Raw genomic sequence first — 17,862 nt, 5'->3', positions numbered from 1 at the left:
CGGCCTAACCTCTGATGATCCCGGTCCGCGGCTTTGAAGGGAAGACCGTCGCCGTGTTCGGCCTGGCCCGCACGGGTCTGGCCGCGGCGCGCGCCCTCATGGCCGGAGGCGCCAAGGTGGCGCTTTGGGACGACAAGGCCGCCACCCGCGAGGCCGCCGAGGCCGAGGGCTTCGAGGTCACCGACCTGACCGTGGCCGACTGGTCGGAGTTCGCGGCCCTGATGCTGTCGCCGGGCGTGCCCCTGACCCACCCCGCGCCGCACTGGACCGTGGAAAAGGCCAAGGCCGCGGGCGTCGAGATCCTGGGCGACATCGAGCTGTTCGCCCGCACCGTGAACGCCGCGGTCGAGCACAAGCGGCCGAAGATCGTCGCGATCACCGGCACCAACGGAAAGTCCACCACCACCGCCCTGATCGGCCACATCTGCGCCGAGGCCGGACGCGACGTGCGGATCGGCGGCAACATCGGCACGGGCGTCCTCAGCCTGGACGACATGCACGGCGGGGCGGTCTACGTCCTGGAGCTGTCCTCCTACCAGCTGGACCTGACCTCCAGCCTGAAGGCCGACGTCAGCATCATCCTCAACGTCTCGCCCGACCATCTCGAACGGCACGGCGACATGGAGGGCTATGTCGCCGCCAAGAAGCGGATCCTGTTGAACCAGGGCAAGGGCGACACCGCCGTCATCGGCGTGGACGACGAGTGGGGCCAGCGGATCTGCACCGAGATCACTGCCGCCAACCGCCGCACCATCGTCCCCATCTCGGCCAGCAAGGCGATGAGCCGGGGCGTCTACGCCCTGGACGGCCTGCTGTACGACGCCGCCGGCGAGCGGACCTCGGAAGTGACGGACCTGAAGCGCGCGCGCTCGCTGCCCGGCCGCCACAACTGGCAGAACGCCGCGGCCGCCTACGCCGCCGCGCGAGGCCTGGGGATCGAACCGGCCACCGCCGCGCGCGCCCTGATGACCTTCCCGGGGCTCGCGCACCGGATGGAGACCGTCGGCGCGGTCGGCAAGGTGCGCTTCGTCAACGACAGCAAGGCCACGAACGCCGACGCGGCGCGCCAGGCCATGTCGAGCTATCCCAGGTTCTATTGGATCGCGGGCGGCCAGCCGAAGACCGGCGGCATCGACGATCTGGTCGACCTCTTCCCGCGCGTCATCAAGGCCTATCTGGTGGGCGAGGCCGCGCCCGCCTTCGCCAAGGCGCTGAAGGGCAAGGCCGAGGCCGTGCAGAGCGGGACCATCGCCGCCGCCGCGGAGGCCGCCTTCAAGGACGCCGCGGCCGCGGGCAAGGACGCCATCGTCCTGCTGTCGCCGGCCTGCGCCTCCTTCGACCAGTTCGCCGACTTCGAGGCCCGGGGCGAGGCGTTCCGCGCCGCCGTCGCGGCCATCGCCGCCGGCAAGGCGACGCCGGCAAAGCAAAACGGGGGGGCCGCATGACGACCGCCAGTAACGCGCATGCCTTCCCCCGGTCCGACCGCTCGCCGCTGGGCGTGTGGTGGTGGACCGTCGACCGCTGGATGCTGGGGGTCGTCGCGATCCTGATCGCCATCGGGGTGGTGATCTCGTTCGCGGCCAGCCCGGCCGCCGCCCAGCGAATGAACATCGGCGACCCGTTCCACTTCGCCGTTCGCCAGTGCGTGTTCGCCGTGGGCGCCATCGCCATCCTGCTCAGCGTCTCGATGCTGGACGTGAAGGGTGTGCGCCGCGCCGCCTTCTTCATCTGGCTGGGGGCCATCGCGGTGATGATCGCGCTGCCGTTCATCGGTCACAACGCCAAGGGCGCGACCCGCTGGCTCGAGTTCGGCGGCTTCACCTTCCAGCCATCAGAGTACATGAAGCCGGCCCTCGTGATCCTCGTCGCCTGGATGTTCGCCGAGGGACAGAAGGGGCAGGGGGTGCCGGGCGTCTCGATCGCCTTCGGCCTGTTCGGCGTCTCGGTGGGGCTGCTGCTGATCCAGCCCGACGTGGGCCAGACCGTGCTGATCACCGTCGCCTTCGGGGCGGCGTTCTGGATGGCCGGCGTGCCGATGTCTTGGGTGATGCTGCTGGGCGCGACCGCCATCGCGGGCCTGTCGTCGACCTACTTCATGTTTTCCCACGTGCAGAGCCGGGTGGACCGCTTCTTCTCGCCGGAGAAGGCCGACACTCACCAGGTGGACGCCGCCGCGGTCGCCCAGGCCGCCGGAGGGCTGTTCGGTCGCGGCCCGGGCGAGGGCGTGATGAAGCGCAAGGTGCCGGACCTGCATACCGACTTCGCGGCCTCGGTGGGCGCCGAGGAATTCGGCCTGGTCTTCCTGCTTCTGGTGATCTCGCTTTTTGCGTTCGTGGTCGTGCGCGGCCTTCAGCGCGCCATGAAGCTGAACGATCCGTTCGAACAGGTCGCGGCGGCCGGCCTGTTCGTACTGGTCGGCCAGCAGGCGATCATCAATCTGGCGGTAAACCTCAACATGATGCCGACCAAGGGCATGACCCTGCCCTTCATCTCATACGGCGGCTCCTCCATGCTGGCGATGGGCCTGACGATGGGTCTGGCCCTGGCGCTCACCCGGCGCCGGCCCGGCGCCTACGTGGCGACCGAAGGCCTGGCCAAGGCCGGGACGTTCAGCTGACCATGCGCAAGATCGCCATCGTCGCCGCCGGGGGAACCGGCGGCCACCTGTTTCCCGCCCAGGCCCTGGCCGAGGCCCTGATCGCGCGGGGCTGGGGCATCGTGCTGGCTTCGGACGAACGGGTGGCGGGCCTGGCGCAGGACTTCCCCGCCGAGCGGCGCATCGGCCTGTCGGCGGCCACCTTCAAGCCGGGCGACCCCATCGGGATGCTGCGGGCGGGCTTCGCGGTGATGCGCGGCGCCCTGCAGGCCCGCGCGGCGTTCCGCGAGATCAACCCGAACGTGGTGGTCGGCTTCGGCGGCTACCCGTCGGCGCCGGCCCTGGTGGCCGCGGTGCTGGACCGCCGCCCGAGCGTGATCCACGAGCAGAATGCGGTGATGGGCCGGGCCAACCGGTTCCTCGCGCCGCACGTTCAGACCGTGGCCTGCGCCTTCCCGACGCTGGCGAAGGCGCCCCGGGGCGTGGCCGAGCGGGCCAGGGTCGTCGGCAATCCGGTGCGGCCGCCGATCCGCGCCCTGGCCGAGATCGCCTATGTCCCGCCGGAGCCGAACGGCCCCCTGCGCCTGCTGGTCACCGGCGGCAGCCAGGGCGCGCGGCTGCTCTCCGAACTGGTGCCCGAGGCGGTGAAGGCCCTGCCGGAGGAGCTGCGCAAGCGGCTGATCGTCCAGCAGCAGACCCGGGCGGAGTCCATGAACACCGCGCGGCGGGCCTACCGCGACGCCCTGGTCGACGCCGAGATCGCGCCGTTCTTCCGTGACATCGCCACCCGCCTGCGCGACGCCCACCTGGTGATCGGCCGCTCGGGCGCCGGCTCGGTCTGCGAGTTCGCCGTCGCCGGGAAGCCCGCCATTCTGGTCCCGCTGGCCATCGCCATCGACGACGACCAGGGCCAGAACGCCAAGCTGCTGGCCGACGCCGGCGGCGCGGAGGTCGCCCGCGAAAGCCAGCTCACCGTGGAATCCCTGGCCAGCGCGCTGGAAAAGCTGCTGAGCAATCCTGACCGCCTGGCCCGGATGGCGGCCGCGTCCCGCTCCGTGGCCATCCCCGACGCCGCCGAGCGGCTGGCCGACGTCGTCGAGGCGACCGCCAGATAGGCCGCATATTCCCCGGCGCGGCCTGATGGGCTAGCACGTCGAGATGACGCGACGACCCGTTCCCTTCGAAATCGGCCCCATGCACTTCATCGGCATCGGCGGCATCGGCATGAGCGGCATCGCCGAGATCATGATGCGCACCGGCTACACGGTGCAGGGCTCCGACGCCAAGGCCAGCGCCAACACCGAGCGGCTGGAGAAGCTGGGCGCGAAGATCTTCATCGGCCAGGATCCGGCCAATATCGAGGGCGCCTATGCCGTCGTCTATTCGACGGCGGTGAAGCCGGACAATCCGGAGATGGTGGCCGCCCGCGAACGCCGGCTGCCGCTGGTCCGGCGGGCCGAGATGCTGGCCGAGCTGATGCGGCTCCAGTTCTCGATCGCCGTGGGCGGCACCCACGGCAAGACCACCACCACCTCGATGATCGCCTCGCTGCTGGACGCCGGCGGCCTGGACCCGACGGTGGTCAACGGCGGGATCATCAACACCTATGGCACCAACGCCAAGGTGGGGACCGGCGAGTGGATCGTGGTCGAGGCCGACGAGAGCGACGGCACCTTCCTGAAGCTGAAGTCCACCTGCGCGGTGGTCACCAACATCGACCCCGAGCACCTGGACCACTACGGCGACTTCGAAGCGGTGAAGAAGGCCTTCCGCGACTTCGTGGAGAACATCCCGTTCTACGGCTTCGCCGCGATCTGCACCGACCACCCGGAGGTGCTGGCGATGGCCGCCCGGGTCGAGAACCGCCGTCTGGTCACCTACGGCGTGAATCCCCAGGCCGAGGTGCGCGCCGAAAATATCAGAATGGGCCCGGACGGTGCGCGCTATGACGCGGTGATCCGGCCGCGCGAGGGCGAGACCCTGCGGTACGTGGATCTGCACCTGCCGATGGCGGGCCAGCACAATGTGCTGAACTCGCTGGCCGCGGTGGCCGTGGCCCGCGAGCTGGGCCTGGGCGAGGCGGCGATCCGCAAGGGCCTGGCGGAGTTCGGCGGGGTGAAGCGGCGCTTCACCACCACGGGCGTCGCGAACGGCGTGCGGATCGTCGACGACTATGGCCACCATCCCGTGGAGATCGCCTCGGTGCTGAAGGCGGCCCGCGCGGTGACCGCCGGCAAGGTGATCGCGGTGGTGCAACCGCACCGCTACACGCGCCTGCGCGACCTGTTCGACGAGTTCAGCGCCTGTTTCGCCGACGCAGACACGGTGGTGGTGGCCGACGTCTACGCCGCCGGCGAGACGCCGCTGGAGGGGGTCAGCAAGGACAGCCTGGTGGATGGCCTGCGCCGCTATGGCCACCGCCGCGTGCTGCCGCTGGGCGTCCCGTCCGAGTTGGCCGGCCTGATCCACGAGGAGGCGACCGCGGGCGACCTGGTGGTCCTGCTGGGCGCCGGCGACATCACGAGCTGGGCCTACGCCCTGCCGGCCGAGCTGGAAGCGCTGGGCAAATGAGCCGGGACTGGCGGGACGCGCTGCCGGCGGTCCGCGGCAAGCTGCTGCGGGACGAGCCGCTGGGGCCCTTCACCTGGTTCCGGGTCGGTGGGGCGGCGGAGCTGTTGTTCCTGCCCGCGGACCCGGCGGACCTCGCGGATTTCCTCAAAGGCCTGCCGGCCGACGTGCCGGTGACCGTGCTCGGCGTCGGCTCGAACGTCATCATCCGGGACGCTGGCGTGCCAGGCGCGGTGATCCGGCTGGCCGGCCGGGTCTTCGCCGGTGTCGAGGCCGATCCCGCCAACCAGCGGATCGTCGCCGGCTCGGCTGCACTGGACGCCGCGGTGGCGCGCGCGGCGGCGAAGGCGGGGATCGCGGGCCTCGAGTTCTACGCCGGCATCCCCGGCACGATCGGCGGGGCCCTGACCATGAACGCCGGCTGCTACGGTTCCGAAACCAAGGATGTGCTTGTCTCCGCCTGGGGCTACGATCGCTCCGGGACGCGGCGGGAGCTGCAATTGGCGGACTTCGGCTATACCTACCGACATTCCGAGGCGCCGGCCGACATCATCTGGGTCGAGGCGACCTATCAGGGCCGCGCCGACGACGCCGAAGCCGTCCAGGCGCGCATGGCCGAGATCACCGCGCGCCGCGAGACGACCCAGCCGATCCGCGAGAAAACCGGCGGTTCCACCTTCAAGAATCCGCCGGGCCATTCCTCATGGAAGCTCGTCGATGAGGCGGGCTGGCGCGGAAAGCCGTATGGTGGGGCCATGTTCTCGCCGCTGCACTCGAACTTCATGATCAACACCGGGGAAGCGACCGCCGCGGATCTGGAGGGCCTGGGCGAGGCCGTTCGCGCGGATGTGAAGGCGAAGACGGGCATCGATCTCCACTGGGAGATCAAGCGGATCGGCAGGCCCGCATGACCGCCGCGTCGCTGATCCTCGTGCGCCACGGCCGGCCGGTGATCGACCGCGACATCCCGCCGCCGCAGTGGGGGCTGTGCCCGGAGGGCCGCGACGCCGTGGCCGCCCTGGCCGAGAAGCTGATCCCGTTCGGCGCCAAGGCGGCGATCTCGAGCCCCGAGCCCAAGGCCCTGCAGACCGCCGAGATCATCGGCCAGCGCCTGGGCCTGGCCGTCGAGGTCGAGCATGGCCTGCATGAACACAAGCGTCAGCACGTGTCGTTCGGCACCGAGGAGGAGTTCCGCCAGCGGATCGCCCAGGTGTTCGCCAATCCCCAGGCGCCCGCGCCCGGCGGCGAGAGCGCCGAACAAGCCTGCGAGCGGCTGGCCGCCGCGCTCGCCAAACATACCGTGCGGCCGCTGCTGGCGGTGACGCACGGGACCGTGCTCAGCCTCTATGTCGCGAAGCTGCTGGGTCTCGACGCCCACGACCTCTGGCGCAACCTGCACACCCCCGACGCCTTCGTGTTCGACGCGAACGGCGAGTTGATCGAGCGGATCTAGGCCGCCAACGCCCTTGTGGAGGGTACAAGTCGCGCGCTGGCCGTGGCGCGCGCGACGACCGTGCCGGACAGGTCCATCAGCTTTCCCTCGAGGAAGGCGATGCTCTTGCCGGCCTGCAGCACCTGGCCTTCGCCATAGAGAGGTCCGGGGCGGGCCGGCGCCAGGAAGCTCACGTGCATCTCGATGGTGGGGGTGAAGAGGCGCCCCTCGGAATAGATGAACATCGCCGGGCCCATGGTGTCGTCCAACATGGCGGCGAGGAAGCCGCCCTGGATGTAGCCGGCCGGATTGGCGAACTCCGGCCGCCCCTCGAACCGCACGCGGATCCAGCCATCGGCCGGCCGGGCCTCGACGACCTCCCAGCCGAGCAGCTCGGCGCAGGGCGGGCGGGGCAGGCCGTCCAAAGCGGTCGGAACAGGCATGAGGACTCCTTTTCGCCCGCACATCCTGCCGACAGCCTGCTGCCACCATGGTGGCCACAAGGTGGACTTGACGGGAATCTCCGCCAGTGGGACCGCGGAGGGATGCGCATCCTTCCCCAGCTCGCCTTCGCCGCGGCCATCCTCGCCGCTTTCCCCGCCCTCGCCCAGGACCTCGCCGCCGGCGCGGCCGCGGTGCGCGACAAGGCGCTGACCGACACCCTCGCCTGGGACATCACCGAGTCCCTGACCTCGGAAGTGGGCGCCCGCATGGTGGGCTCGCCCGCCATGGAGCGGGCCAGGGACTGGGGCGTGGCCAAGTTCAAGGAACTGGGCTTCGAGAACATCAAGGTCGAGGCCTTCACCACCCCGGCCTGGTCGCGGGGCGCGGAGTCGGCCGAGGTGGTCGGGCCGTGGCCGCAGAAGCTGGCCATCATCGGCCTGGGGAACTCGGCCCCGACGCCGGCCGGAGGGATCACCGCGCCGATCGTGGTGTTCAAGACCTACCAGGCCATGCTGGACCAGCCGCCCGGCGCCCTGACCGGCAAGATCGCGGTCGTGACCCAGGCCATGGGCCGCACCCAGGACGGCTCCAGCTATGGCGCGGTCGGCGTACAGCGCCGGGCCGGTGCGGCGGAGGCCGCAAAGCGGGGGGCGGTTGGCTATCTGATCCGCTCGATCTCGACCGACGACACGCGCCTGCCGCACACCGGCGGCGGCGCGGCCGGCGGCATCCCGGCCGCGGCCCTGTCGCCGCCCGACGCCGAGCTGCTGGAACATCTGGCCGCCCGCGGCAAGCCGGTGAGCGTGAAGCTGGAGATGGCCTCCAGCAGCAACCCCGCCGCGCCGGCCTGGAACATCTCGGGCGAGATCCGCGGCAAGGAGAAGCCGGACGAGGTGATCGTCATCGGCGGCCACCTGGACAGCTGGGATCCCGGCACGGGCGCCATCGACGACGCCGCCGGCATCGCCATCACCACGGCGGCGGCCAAGCTGGCCGCCCAGCCGGGCAAGCCGCGACGCACGATCCGCGTGGTGATGTGGGGCTCGGAAGAGCAGGGCGGGTCGTCCGGCGCCTTCGCCGCCGCCCACAAGGAGGCGGTGGGCAAGATGATCGTCGCGGGCGAGAGCGACGGCGGCGCGGGCCGCATCTGGAGCGTCAGCGTTCCGGCCGCCGGCGCGGGACACCCGGCGATGAAGGCCTTCTACGGCACGCTTCCGAAGCTGAAGGTCGCGGTCAGCCGCGCGGCCCCCGCCTCGGGCGGCGCCGACATCGCGGGCATCATCGGACTGGGCGTCCCCTTCGTGGACTTCAATCAGGACATGAGCCGCTACTTCGACCTGCACCATTCGGCCGACGACACCCTGGACAAGATCGATCCGGACGAGCTGTCGCAGAACGTCGCGGTCTGGGCGGCCTTCCTTTACACGGTCGCCAACTCCGACATCGATTTCCGCGCCAAGCCCGCGCAGCCGTAGGCGATGCGGCCGCCGGCCGCGACGACGGGGCGCGTGAATTTGACGCCGATCAAGGCTAGCTTCGGTCGGCTATACGACTGAGTCCCATGGCAGACGGAACGACCACGTCGCACCTCTATCGGCCGAAGCTCGCGACCACCTTGTCCGAGGGCTATGACTTGCGCGACCTGCGCAGCGACGCCATGGCGGGTCTGACCGTGGCGATCCTGGCGCTCCCGCTCTCCATGGCCATCGCCGTGGCCTCCGGGGTTTCGCCCGACCGCGGGCTCTACACCGCCATCATCGGGGGCTTCCTGGTGTCCGCCCTGGGTGGCAGCCGCTATCAGATCGGCGGGCCGGCCGGCGCGTTCATCGTGCTGGTCTCCGCCACGGTGGCGAAGTTCGGCATCGACGGCCTGATTCTGACGGTCGTGCTTTCGGGCGTCATGCTGACGCTCGTCGGCGCCCTTAGGCTAGGCTCGTTGATCCGCCACATCCCGCACGCCGTGACCGTTGGCTTCACGGCCGGCATCGCGGTGACGATCTTCGCCAGTCAGATCAAGGACCTGGCGGGCCTGAAGCTGGCCGGCGCCGAGCCCGGGGCGGTCCTGCCCAAGCTCGCCGCGCTGGGACAGGCGGCGCCGACGGCCAACCTGTTCGCCCTGGCCCTGGGCGTGGCGGTGGCGGCGGTGATCCTGGGGATGCGCGCCTGGCGGCCCGCCTGGCCCGGCATGCTCGTGGCGGTGGTGGCCGCCACGCTCGCCGCCACCTTCCTGCACCTGCCTGTCGAGACCATCGGCAGTCGCTTCGGCGGCATCCCCCACGGCCTGCCGGCGCCGCATCTGCCGGCCGTATCGTGGCCGCTGCTGGCGGCGGTGTTTCCGGCGGCGCTCTCCTTCACCCTGCTGGGCGGGCTGGAGAGCTTGCTGTCGGCCAAGGTCGCCGACAGCATGACCGGGAGGGTCCACCGATCGAATATGGAACTGGTCGCCCAGGGCCTGGCCAACATCGGGTCCGCGGCGTTCGGCGGAATCAGCGTCACGGGGACGATCGCGCGGACCGCCACGAACATCCGGGCCGGCGCCCGCAGCCCGGTCGCGGGCATACTCCATGCGGCCTTCATCCTAGCCTTCATGCTCGTGGCCGCCCCGCTGGCGAGCTACATCCCGCTCGCCGCGCTCGCCGGCATCCTCGTCGTGGTGGCCTGGAACATGGCCGAGCGAAAGGAATTCGCCAGTCTCCTGACCAACTGGCGGGCCGGCGCCGTGCTGCTCGCCACCTTCGGCCTCACGGTGCTGCATGACCTGATGGCCGGGATCATCGCGGGCTGCGGCCTTGCGCTGCTGTTCTGGGCGGCCTCCAGGGTGCGCCGGAAATTCATGCGCCCTTGACCCGGCCGGCGCCGTCCGCCACCGGCTGGACATGTTCTCCCGTCACGCCGACTCGCTGATGACCCGACCGCGCGCCATGCCGAATTCCGTCCCCAGCCAGCGTCCGAGGCGGTAGGATGCCCACGTTCCTGCACGTCGGTTGCGGCCCCTTGCGCAAGGCGGACACCACGCCCGGGTTCGGCGCCGCGGACTGGAACGAGGTGCGCCTCGACATCGATCCGGATGTGAAGCCCGACATCGTCGCATCGACGACCGACATGTCCCCCGTTCCCGACGCCTCGATGGATGGGCTCTATTCCAGCCACAACATCGAGCACCTCTATCCGACCGAGGTGCCGACGGCGCTGCGCGAGTTCGCCCGGGTGCTGAAGCCCGACGGTTTTGCGGTGATCACCTGCCCGGACCTGCAGTCGGTGGCCGCCGTCGTTGCGCAAGGCAAGCTGCTGGAGCCCCTGTACGAGTCGAGCATGGGGCCGATTTCCGCGATCGACATTCTGTTCGGGCATCGGGCCTCCCTGGCCAAGGGCAACCTGTTCATGGCCCATCGAACCGGGTTTACCGCCCAGGTGCTCTGGCAGCTCCTTAGCGAGAATGGCTTTCCCAGCGTGATCGTGCGTCATCGCCCCAGTCACTTCGACCTCTGGGCGGCGGCGAGCCGCGCCGTCGTTCCGGACGACCGCCTGCGGGAACTGGCGCGCATGCATTTTCCCACCCCTCCATCCGCCAAACCCTGACCCGCGCGGCCGCCTCGGCCACCGCACCTCCGACGAGTTTCAAGAGATCCCCATGGCCGCACCTCTTTCCGGACATCACGTCGCCGTCCTCATGGGCGGGCTCTCCTCCGAGCGGGAGGTCAGCCTGGTCTCGGGCCGCGAATGCGCCGACGCCCTGGAGCGCCTGGGCGCGAAGGTCAGCCGCGTCGACGCCGGCCGCGACCTGGCCCAGGTTCTGACGGCCCTAAAGCCCGACGTCTGCTTCAACGCCCTGCACGGCGAGTGGGGGGAAGACGGCGCGGTCCAGGGCGTGCTGGAGACGCTGGCCATCCCCTACACCCACTGCGGGGTGCTGGCCTCGGCGCTGGCGATGGACAAGGCGAAGGCCAAGGCCGTGCTGGCGGCGGCGGGCGTCACCGTGCCCGGCGGCGGGCTCTTCAACCGCTTCGACGTGGCCGCCGGCCACGTGTTGCCGCCGCCCTACGTCGTGAAGCCCAATGCCGAGGGCTCGTCGGTGGGCGTGTTCATCGTCCCCGACGGGGCGAATCGCCCGCCGCAGGAGGTCGTGGCCCCCTCCTGGACCTTCGGCGAGGAGGTGATGGTGGAGCCGTACATCCGCGGAATGGAGCTGGCGGTGGGCGTCATGGACGGCAAAGCCATGACCGTGACCGAAATCGTACCGAAAACCGCCTTCTACGACTACGAGGCAAAGTACGGAGAAGGCGGGTCGGAGCACATCGTGCCTGCGAGGATACCGCCACATGTAATGGAAAAGGCGAAGAAACTTTCCGAGATGGCTCACGCGGCGCTGGGTTGCCGAGGGGTTACCAGGGCGGACCTCCGTTATGACGACATTAACGATGTTTTGGTCCTCTTGGAGGTGAACACCCAGCCTGGGATGACGCCGACCTCTCTCGTTCCGGAGCAGGCCGCGGCGGGCGGGGTGGATTTCGACCGTTTGGTGCTGTGGATCACGGAGGACGCTTATGCCCGCGGTGCGGGGGGGATCGCGCGCAAAGGCGAAACCTCGGGCCAAGGCGCCCGCTAGTCCTCAGGCCAAACGCCCCACGGCGAAGGCGGAGGGCGGCGGCGCCCGGCGTCTGAGCCCCCAACATATCCTGATGATCGCCGGCGGGGTCCTGACCCTGGCGCTGGGCGTCACCCTCGCCACCGGCGGGCGCGGCCAGCAGATCGCTGCGGCCGTCGGCATGGGCGTCGACGGCAAGTTCGGCGAGGCCGGCTTCCGCCTGCAGACCGTGCATGTCCAGGGCGCCTCGGCGTTGGCCACGACCGACATTGTGCGCGCGGCCAACGTCCACAAGGACGACCCCCTGCTGGGCATGGACCTGAACGCCCTGCGCGGGCGGATCGAGCAGGTGGGCTGGGTCGAGGAAGCCCGCGTCGTGCGCCTGTTGCCCGACACCCTGGTGATCTCGGTCAAGGAGCGCCGCCAGCTCGCGGTCTGGCAGCACGGCGGCCGCAGCGTGGTGATCGACGACAAGGGCCAGGTGATCCGCGAGGCGGATCCCGCCAGCTTCACTGACCTGCCGCTGGTGGTGGGCGCGGGCGGGGCGCAGCATGCCGGCGAGATCCTGCCGATCCTGGCGCAGCGTCCGAAGCTGATGGCCCGGATGGAGGCCCTGGTGCGAGTCGACGACCGCCGCTGGGACCTGCGCATGAAGGACGGCGCCCTGATCCAGCTTCCCGCGGTGGACGAGGAACAGGCGCTGATGCAGCTGGAACAGCTGGACCTGCGGTCGCGGATCCTGGAGCTGGGCTTCGAGCGCATCGACCTGCGTAATCCCGACGTCGTGGCCGTGCGTCCGCGCGCGCCGCAACCGACCCCCGACCTCACCGCCGCCACCGCAACCGCCGCCGTCGCTACGCCCGCCGAGGGCGTGTGACGAGAGACCTGAGCCCGCCCATGCTGAAGACCACCGACCGTCCCGATGAGGCCCGCAAGCCCGCCAAGAAGGCCGACCCGAAGAACGGGCGCGACGGCCTGAAGGCGGCCTTGGCGCCGCCCAAGATCGTGGCCGCCGTGGACCTGGGCGCGGCCAAGGTCGCGTGTTTCATCATGAAGCCCGACGGCGTGCGCCGCGGCGACCGGACGCTCACCACCTGCGGCGTCGGCTACGTGCAATCGCGCGGCGTGCGGGGCGGCGCGATCGTCAACATGGACGAGGCGTCCGAGGCCATCGCCCAGGCGGTGGAGCGGGCCGAGAACGTGGCCGGGGTCAATGTCCAGGGCGTGACCATCGCGACCGCCGGCGGTCAACTCAGCTCGTCCCGCATCCAGGGCCGGGTCTCGATCGGCGCGCGACCGATCGGCGACAACGACCTGGTGCGCGCGATCCAGAACGCCCTGGCGCAGATCAAGATTCCGGGCCGTCGCGCCATCCACATCCTGCCTGTGGCCTGGGCCGTCGACGGCCAGGGCGGGGTGCGCGATCCGCGCGCCATGTTCGGGAAGACCTTGGGCGTCGAGCTGCTGGTCGTTTCGGTGGCCGAGACCGTGTTCCACACCCTGGGCGCCTGCGTGGAGCGGGCCCACCTCCAGCTCGAAGGCGTTGTCGCCGCCCCCTTCGTCTCGGCCCTCGCGGCGCTGGAAGAGGACGAGATGGACCTGGGCAGCGTCTGCATCGACATGGGCGGCGGCTCCACATCGGCCTCGGTCTTCCGCGGCGGCAGCCTCGTCCACGTCGAGACGGTGCCGGTGGGCGGTCATCACGTGACCCAGGATATCGCCCGCGGCCTCTCGACCTCCATCGCCGGGGCGGAGCGGATCAAGACCCTGCACGGCTCGGCGATCGCCTCGGCCAACGAGGACCGCGAGATGATCGAGGCCCCGCCGCGGGGCGACGATCCGGGCGCGGGTCCCGTCGTGGCCCCGCGCAGCCTGCTGAAGGGCATCATCGCCCCGCGCGTCGAAGAGACCCTGGAGCTGTTGCGCGACCGCCTGAAGGCCGCCGGCGCGCCGATCGAGCCGGGCGCGGGCCTGGTGCTGACCGGCGGCGCGAGCCAGCTCGCCGGCGTGCGTGAAGTGGCCGTCCGGGTGTTCGACCGCCCGGTGCGCCTGGGCCGGCCGCGGCGCGTGCCGCACCTGGCCGACGCCGCGTCGGGCCCGGCGTTCACCGCCGCCGCCGGCATCCTGCACCGCGCCGCCTTCGGTCCGCGCGAAGCGGTGTCGACCAAGCAGCTCTCGTCGTCGAAGCTGCGCCGCGAGCCCTTGGACCCCCGGGCGAACCCGGTGGCCAAGGCCGCCCAGTGGCTGCGCGATAACCTCTAGTCGGCGACGTCGATGAAGACCGGGTTGGCGTAGAACCACAGGTCCGACCAGGGATCTTCGCCGGCCGGGTCGGGCTGGGGCTCCAGCTCGGCGCCGTTCGTGCCCCGCACCCGGAGGTAGGTGGGCTCGGTCACGTTGCGGATCGTGTAGGCCATGGCGATGCGCTCGCCGTCCTTCGCCCACTCGCCCGGACCGAAGCGCTTCTCCACCCGGGCCCGGGGGTTGCTGTCCGAAGTCCGGTCGGCCACGGGACCGGTGATCTCGCTGCGGATCAGGTCGACGCGCCGGACCTCGGGAGTCCTGCCGCCGAAGTTGGCGCCCGCCGGGTCGCGCACGCGGATGACGACGGTCACGTCGGAGCCACGCGCCACCCTCAACCGGCCGCCGATCTCGGCGCGCTTCCGCCCGTCGGCGGTCTGGACGATCACATCGACCTCCGAGACCAGGTCGCCCAGCGTCACGAACACCCGACCGTTGCGCAGGCCGTCCAGGACGTCGTCATAGGTCCGCGCGGCCCTGACGTAGGTCTTCGAATATTCGCCTGGCCAGAAGTCGTTGCCGCCGTCGGTGTAGTGGCGGTGCGAGTCGGAGGTGGACGTCACCCACCAGCGCCGGCCTTCGCCCAGCATGGAGTCCCAGAAGCCGCCCAGGCGCGCCGTCATCTGATCGAAGCCGCCCAGCGTCGGCGAACGCCCGTAGCTGCCGCGCCGGCCCTCGGGATCGCGCGAGCCGTCCGGTTTCAGGCCCCCGGCCTGGTGTCCCGGGGCGCCCTCCATGCCCACCGCGACCTGCGGGGCCGCATCGTTCCAGTTGCGCAGCTCGGACGGCGACACCTGGCCATAGACGCCGACGGCGGTCGCCGTGCGGGAGGGATGGTTGGCGATGACGACGGGCGGGGCCTTGATCGCGCCCATGTGCTTCAAGGCCTCGACCATGCGGGCCTCGGTGTCCCAAGCGGGGTCGGCTGGCCAGGGCTGGCGCCGATTGTAGCCGCTCTCGATCCCGAACAGCGTGTCGCGCTCGGCCGGCGTGCGCGGCACGATCACGCTGGAGTGCTCGGCGCCGGGCGTATCCAGCTCCATGCCGAAAAAGAGCAGGAGGCCGGACGTGTCCCGACGCGCCTTGAGGACCTCGGGGTAGGCTTGCTCCCGATTCAGCTTCGCATGGTCGGGGCCGCCGTGGTCCGTCGCCACCATCCAGCTCAAGCCGTGGGCCGCGGCCTGCTTCGCATTGGTGGTGATCGGGTTGCTGGCGTCGCCGCCCTTGATCGGCTCCGGCGGCGACTTGCCGTCGGTCGAGGCCTTGTAGCTCACGCTGAACCAGCTGTGGACGTGATGGTCGCCGGCCAGCCAGGCGCGGCGGGCCGGATCGACCTTGGACGGCGCGGCGCCGGGGATCGGCGCGAAGTGCGCGTGGGGCCCATCATGGGCGGCCGCGTCCCCACCAAACAGAACGCCGGCGGCGAGCAGGAGGATGGGAACGCGACGCGACATCATCATGACCTCACGACCAACGGGCCTAGAAGGTCGCCCGCGCCACCAGTTGGAACACCGGACCGGCTTGTTCCGCTTCGAGCTCGTACTCGTCGAAGTTTCGGTCGATCTGATCCTCGATCGTGGTGAATTTGTTGAACGCCTCGCGCTTCTTGCCGTCCAGGAGGTTCGAGCCGGTCAGGCGCACCACAAAGCGGTCGCCGAAGCGCTTCTCGACGAAGACTTCCAGGTCCGCGCCATATTTGGTGGTCACCTCCTCGCCGACGGTGCGGCCGAAGGCGTCACCCTGTTTGCGGTAGGTGGCGCCGAACGCCGCGCCCCACTCCGGCAGGTCGTGGATGAAGCCGACGTTCACGACATACTTGGCCTGGTCGTTGAAGCGGCGCGAACCGAATTCGTCGTCCACGTCGCTGTCGAGCCAGGAGTAATTGAAGAACACCCCGGTGTGCTCGAGGCCGAAGGCGGTGAGGGGGGTGGAGAGATCCAGCTCGATCCCCCAGACCTGGCCGTCGCCGGTGTTGCGGGGCCGCAGCACGAAGGTTCCGGGGCCCTCGCTGCCGACCTGGCCGTCGCTGGCGACTTCGATCAGGTTCTTGATGTCGCGGTAGAAGACGTTGACGCCGGCCACACCCTGGCGGCCCAGGCGGCGCTCGTAGCCCACGTCCACGCCCCAGGCGCTCTCCGGCTTCAGGTCGGGATTGCCGATGAAGTCGTTGTCGCCGTACTCGGCCAGCAGGGTGGCGGGCGACAGATAGTCGAAGTTCGGCCGGCGCACGGTGCGCGAGCCCGAGATGTTGATCCGGTCGCTGGGGGTCAGGTTCCAGCGCAGGTGGGCCGAGGGGAGGATGAAGTCGTAGTCGTTCTCGACCTTCCGGCTGGCGGCGGGGGCGGTGGCGTCCTCGATGGTGGTCTCGGTGTTTTCCCAGCGGACCCCGGCTTCCCAGGAAATGGTGTCCATGCGGCCCGAGAGCATCACGTAGGGGTCGATCCGGGTCTCTTCGATGGTGTTCAGACCGCCGGGTTCCGGCAGGAACGGACCGTAGTCGCCGGGCAGGGTCGGGCGGGCGGCCGGCGGGTTCGGGATGGTCACCCGGTTGCGGTCGGTGGTGATGTCGGTGTCGCGGTCCTTGCCCACGTACTGCACGCCCAGGTCCAGCTTCACCGCGCCGAGGTCGCGCTTGTGCGAGATCTCGCCCGATAGCTCGCGGTCCTTCAGGCGCGTGAAGGTCAAGTCGCCGGTGAAGCGGTCGTCTTCGGGGAAGGGGCGGGTGTCGCGGAGGTACTCGTACTCCTCCTCGATCTCGTCCTGGCGGTCCTTGAGTTCGGCGTAGGCCACCTTGAAGCGGGTCACGCCGCCCAGCATCTGCTGGTCGTAGCGGGCGCCCAGCGACCAGTTGTCGGTGCGGATCTTCACATTGTTGTCGTTGAGGGTCAGCAGGTCGGCGGGGCCGACCCGGCCGCCGGCGTACTCGATCGAGTCCTCGTCCTCGTAGCGGTTGGTGCGGACGAAGAAGCCCGACAGCTTCAGCGTGCTGGTCTCGCCCTTCAGGTCGTAGCTGGCATTGAGCGAATAGTCCGTGCCATCGCGTGTGTCGGTCTGCAACTCGATGTCGTTCAGCGCGCCGCCCGGCTGGCCGTAGCGGAAGCTCTCCTTGAGCTTGGGATTTCGGCGGCCCTGGACGTTGGCGCCCACGAGCAGGCGGCCCGGGCCGACCTGGCCGGAGTAGACGCCGCCGGCCGTGCCCTTCACCCGCTTGTCGTCCAGCATGATGCCGCCGGCGCGGACATAGCCGCCGTCCAGCGAATAGCCGTCGCGCAGCACGATGTTGAGGGCGCCGGCCACCGCGTCGCCGCTGCGGTTGGCGGACGAGGAGCGGACCACCTCGACCCGCTCGATCAACTCGGCGGGGATGCGGTCGACGAAGAACGAGCGGTCGACGCCGGCGCCGGGCACCCGCTCGCCGTTGATCAGGATCTGGGTGTAACCGGGATCGAGGCCGCGCAGGCGCGCGCCGTCGGATTCGAGTACGTCGGAGAGGAAGGCCACGCTGGGCACGCGCTTCAGGGCGTCGCCCGCCGTCAGCGGCTCGAACCGCTGGAAATATTCCAGGTCATAGGACAGGACCGGCTCGGGGCCTTCCACCCGATTGCGGAAGCTGATGTCGCCGGTGACGACAAGCTCTTCCACGGTCTTGGTGCGCTCGGCCTCATCCTCGGCCTCGGCGGACCACGCGGGCGCCCCCATCAGAGGCGCGAGCGAAACCACGGCGAAAAGCATCGCCTTTTTCATCTGATCTATCCCCATTACGGACCGTTGACGGAGCAATACGGCCACGCCTATTCCGGGCAGGACTTAGTTTCGTGGATTGATGGGGGCCAGTGATGTTTCGGCGGCAGTTGCGTGACACTTACGTGTCACTCTTCATTGCGGCGTTACTTGTAACGGCCTGCACGAAAACTGATCCGGAGGAGTTGTCGGACT

At 70.1% G+C, this 17,862-nt stretch carries 15 protein-coding genes; 12 read left to right on the top strand and 3 right to left on the bottom strand.

The window, feature by feature from the left end; translation table 11 throughout:
- The first annotated feature begins 14 nt into the window (after positions 1 to 14).
- Genes murD through EPO51_RS11270 form a run of 6 tightly spaced genes read left to right on the top strand, consistent with a single transcriptional unit; the run spans position 15 to position 6,617 of the window.
- Entirely contained in the window at positions 15 to 1,445 is a 1,431-nt protein-coding gene (gene murD, locus EPO51_RS11295) for a UDP-N-acetylmuramoyl-L-alanine--D-glutamate ligase (protein ID WP_293350243.1), read from the top strand.
- Positions 1,442 to 2,617, top strand: coding sequence for a putative lipid II flippase FtsW (ftsW, locus tag EPO51_RS11290; protein WP_293350240.1), 1,176 nt, complete (start codon positions 1,442 to 1,444; stop codon positions 2,615 to 2,617). Before murD ends, ftsW begins: the two co-directional genes overlap by 4 nt.
- 2 nt (positions 2,618 to 2,619) lie before the next feature.
- A complete protein-coding gene (gene murG / locus EPO51_RS11285) occupies positions 2,620 to 3,711 on the top strand; it encodes an undecaprenyldiphospho-muramoylpentapeptide beta-N-acetylglucosaminyltransferase (protein WP_293350237.1) in 1,092 nt (363 codons plus the stop codon).
- Positions 3,712 to 3,754: 43 nt separating this feature from the next.
- Complete coding sequence (gene murC / locus EPO51_RS11280) at positions 3,755 to 5,167, top strand: UDP-N-acetylmuramate--L-alanine ligase (RefSeq protein WP_293350234.1); 1,413 nt, start codon at positions 3,755 to 3,757, stop codon at positions 5,165 to 5,167.
- Positions 5,164 to 6,075: a UDP-N-acetylmuramate dehydrogenase gene (gene murB / locus EPO51_RS11275; RefSeq protein WP_293350231.1), complete on the top strand. Its 912-nt coding sequence runs from the start codon at positions 5,164 to 5,166 to the stop codon at positions 6,073 to 6,075. Before murC ends, murB begins: the two co-directional genes overlap by 4 nt.
- Entirely contained in the window at positions 6,072 to 6,617 is a 546-nt protein-coding gene (locus EPO51_RS11270) for a histidine phosphatase family protein (protein WP_293350228.1), read from the top strand. The genes murB and EPO51_RS11270 overlap by 4 nt, the downstream gene beginning before the upstream one ends.
- On the opposite strand, the gene EPO51_RS11265 is transcribed toward EPO51_RS11270, so the two are convergent.
- Positions 6,614 to 7,039: a PaaI family thioesterase gene (locus EPO51_RS11265; protein WP_293350225.1), complete on the bottom strand. Its 426-nt coding sequence runs from the start codon at positions 7,037 to 7,039 to the stop codon at positions 6,614 to 6,616. The genes EPO51_RS11270 and EPO51_RS11265 overlap by 4 nt on opposite strands.
- A gap of 102 nt (positions 7,040 to 7,141) precedes the next feature.
- Here EPO51_RS11265 and EPO51_RS11260 point away from each other — a divergent pair, with 102 nt between their 5' ends.
- From EPO51_RS11260 to ftsA, 6 genes are all read left to right on the top strand, one after another.
- Positions 7,142 to 8,515 carry a M20/M25/M40 family metallo-hydrolase gene (locus tag EPO51_RS11260; protein WP_293350222.1) on the top strand — a complete coding sequence of 458 codons (1,374 nt, stop codon included), beginning with the start codon at positions 7,142 to 7,144 and terminating at the stop codon, positions 8,513 to 8,515.
- A gap of 86 nt (positions 8,516 to 8,601) precedes the next feature.
- Positions 8,602 to 9,885: a SulP family inorganic anion transporter gene (locus EPO51_RS11255; protein WP_293350219.1), complete on the top strand. Its 1,284-nt coding sequence runs from the start codon at positions 8,602 to 8,604 to the stop codon at positions 9,883 to 9,885.
- A gap of 116 nt (positions 9,886 to 10,001) precedes the next feature.
- Complete coding sequence (locus EPO51_RS11250; RefSeq protein WP_293350216.1) at positions 10,002 to 10,619, top strand: class I SAM-dependent methyltransferase; 618 nt, start codon at positions 10,002 to 10,004, stop codon at positions 10,617 to 10,619.
- 52 nt (positions 10,620 to 10,671) lie between these two features.
- Positions 10,672 to 11,646, top strand: a complete 975-nt coding sequence (locus tag EPO51_RS11245) for a D-alanine--D-alanine ligase (RefSeq protein WP_293350213.1) — start codon at positions 10,672 to 10,674, stop codon at positions 11,644 to 11,646.
- Positions 11,585 to 12,502 carry a cell division protein FtsQ/DivIB gene (locus EPO51_RS11240; RefSeq protein ID WP_293350211.1) on the top strand — a complete coding sequence of 306 codons (918 nt, stop codon included), beginning with the start codon at positions 11,585 to 11,587 and terminating at the stop codon, positions 12,500 to 12,502. Before EPO51_RS11245 ends, EPO51_RS11240 begins: the two co-directional genes overlap by 62 nt.
- A 20-nt stretch (positions 12,503 to 12,522) precedes the next feature.
- Positions 12,523 to 13,887, top strand: coding sequence for a cell division protein FtsA (gene ftsA, locus EPO51_RS11235; protein ID WP_293350209.1), 1,365 nt, complete (start codon positions 12,523 to 12,525; stop codon positions 13,885 to 13,887).
- Here ftsA and EPO51_RS11230 read toward each other — a convergent pair.
- A complete protein-coding gene (locus EPO51_RS11230; protein WP_293350207.1) occupies positions 13,884 to 15,380 on the bottom strand; it encodes a CehA/McbA family metallohydrolase domain-containing protein in 1,497 nt (498 codons plus the stop codon). The two genes, ftsA and EPO51_RS11230, sit on opposite strands and share 4 nt — an antisense overlap.
- Before the next feature lie 25 nt (positions 15,381 to 15,405).
- The gene (locus EPO51_RS11225; protein ID WP_293350204.1) at positions 15,406 to 17,670 is read right to left on the bottom strand and encodes a TonB-dependent receptor plug domain-containing protein; all 2,265 of its coding nucleotides are present in this window, start codon (positions 17,668 to 17,670) and stop codon (positions 15,406 to 15,408) included.
- Positions 17,671 to 17,862 lie beyond the last annotated feature (192 nt).

This window comes from Phenylobacterium sp. (assembly GCF_004297125.1).
Lineage (GTDB): Bacteria > Pseudomonadota > Alphaproteobacteria > Caulobacterales > Caulobacteraceae > Phenylobacterium.
Note: the sequence above shows the minus strand (reverse complement) of the source record. Positions and strands in the feature narration are given on the sequence as shown.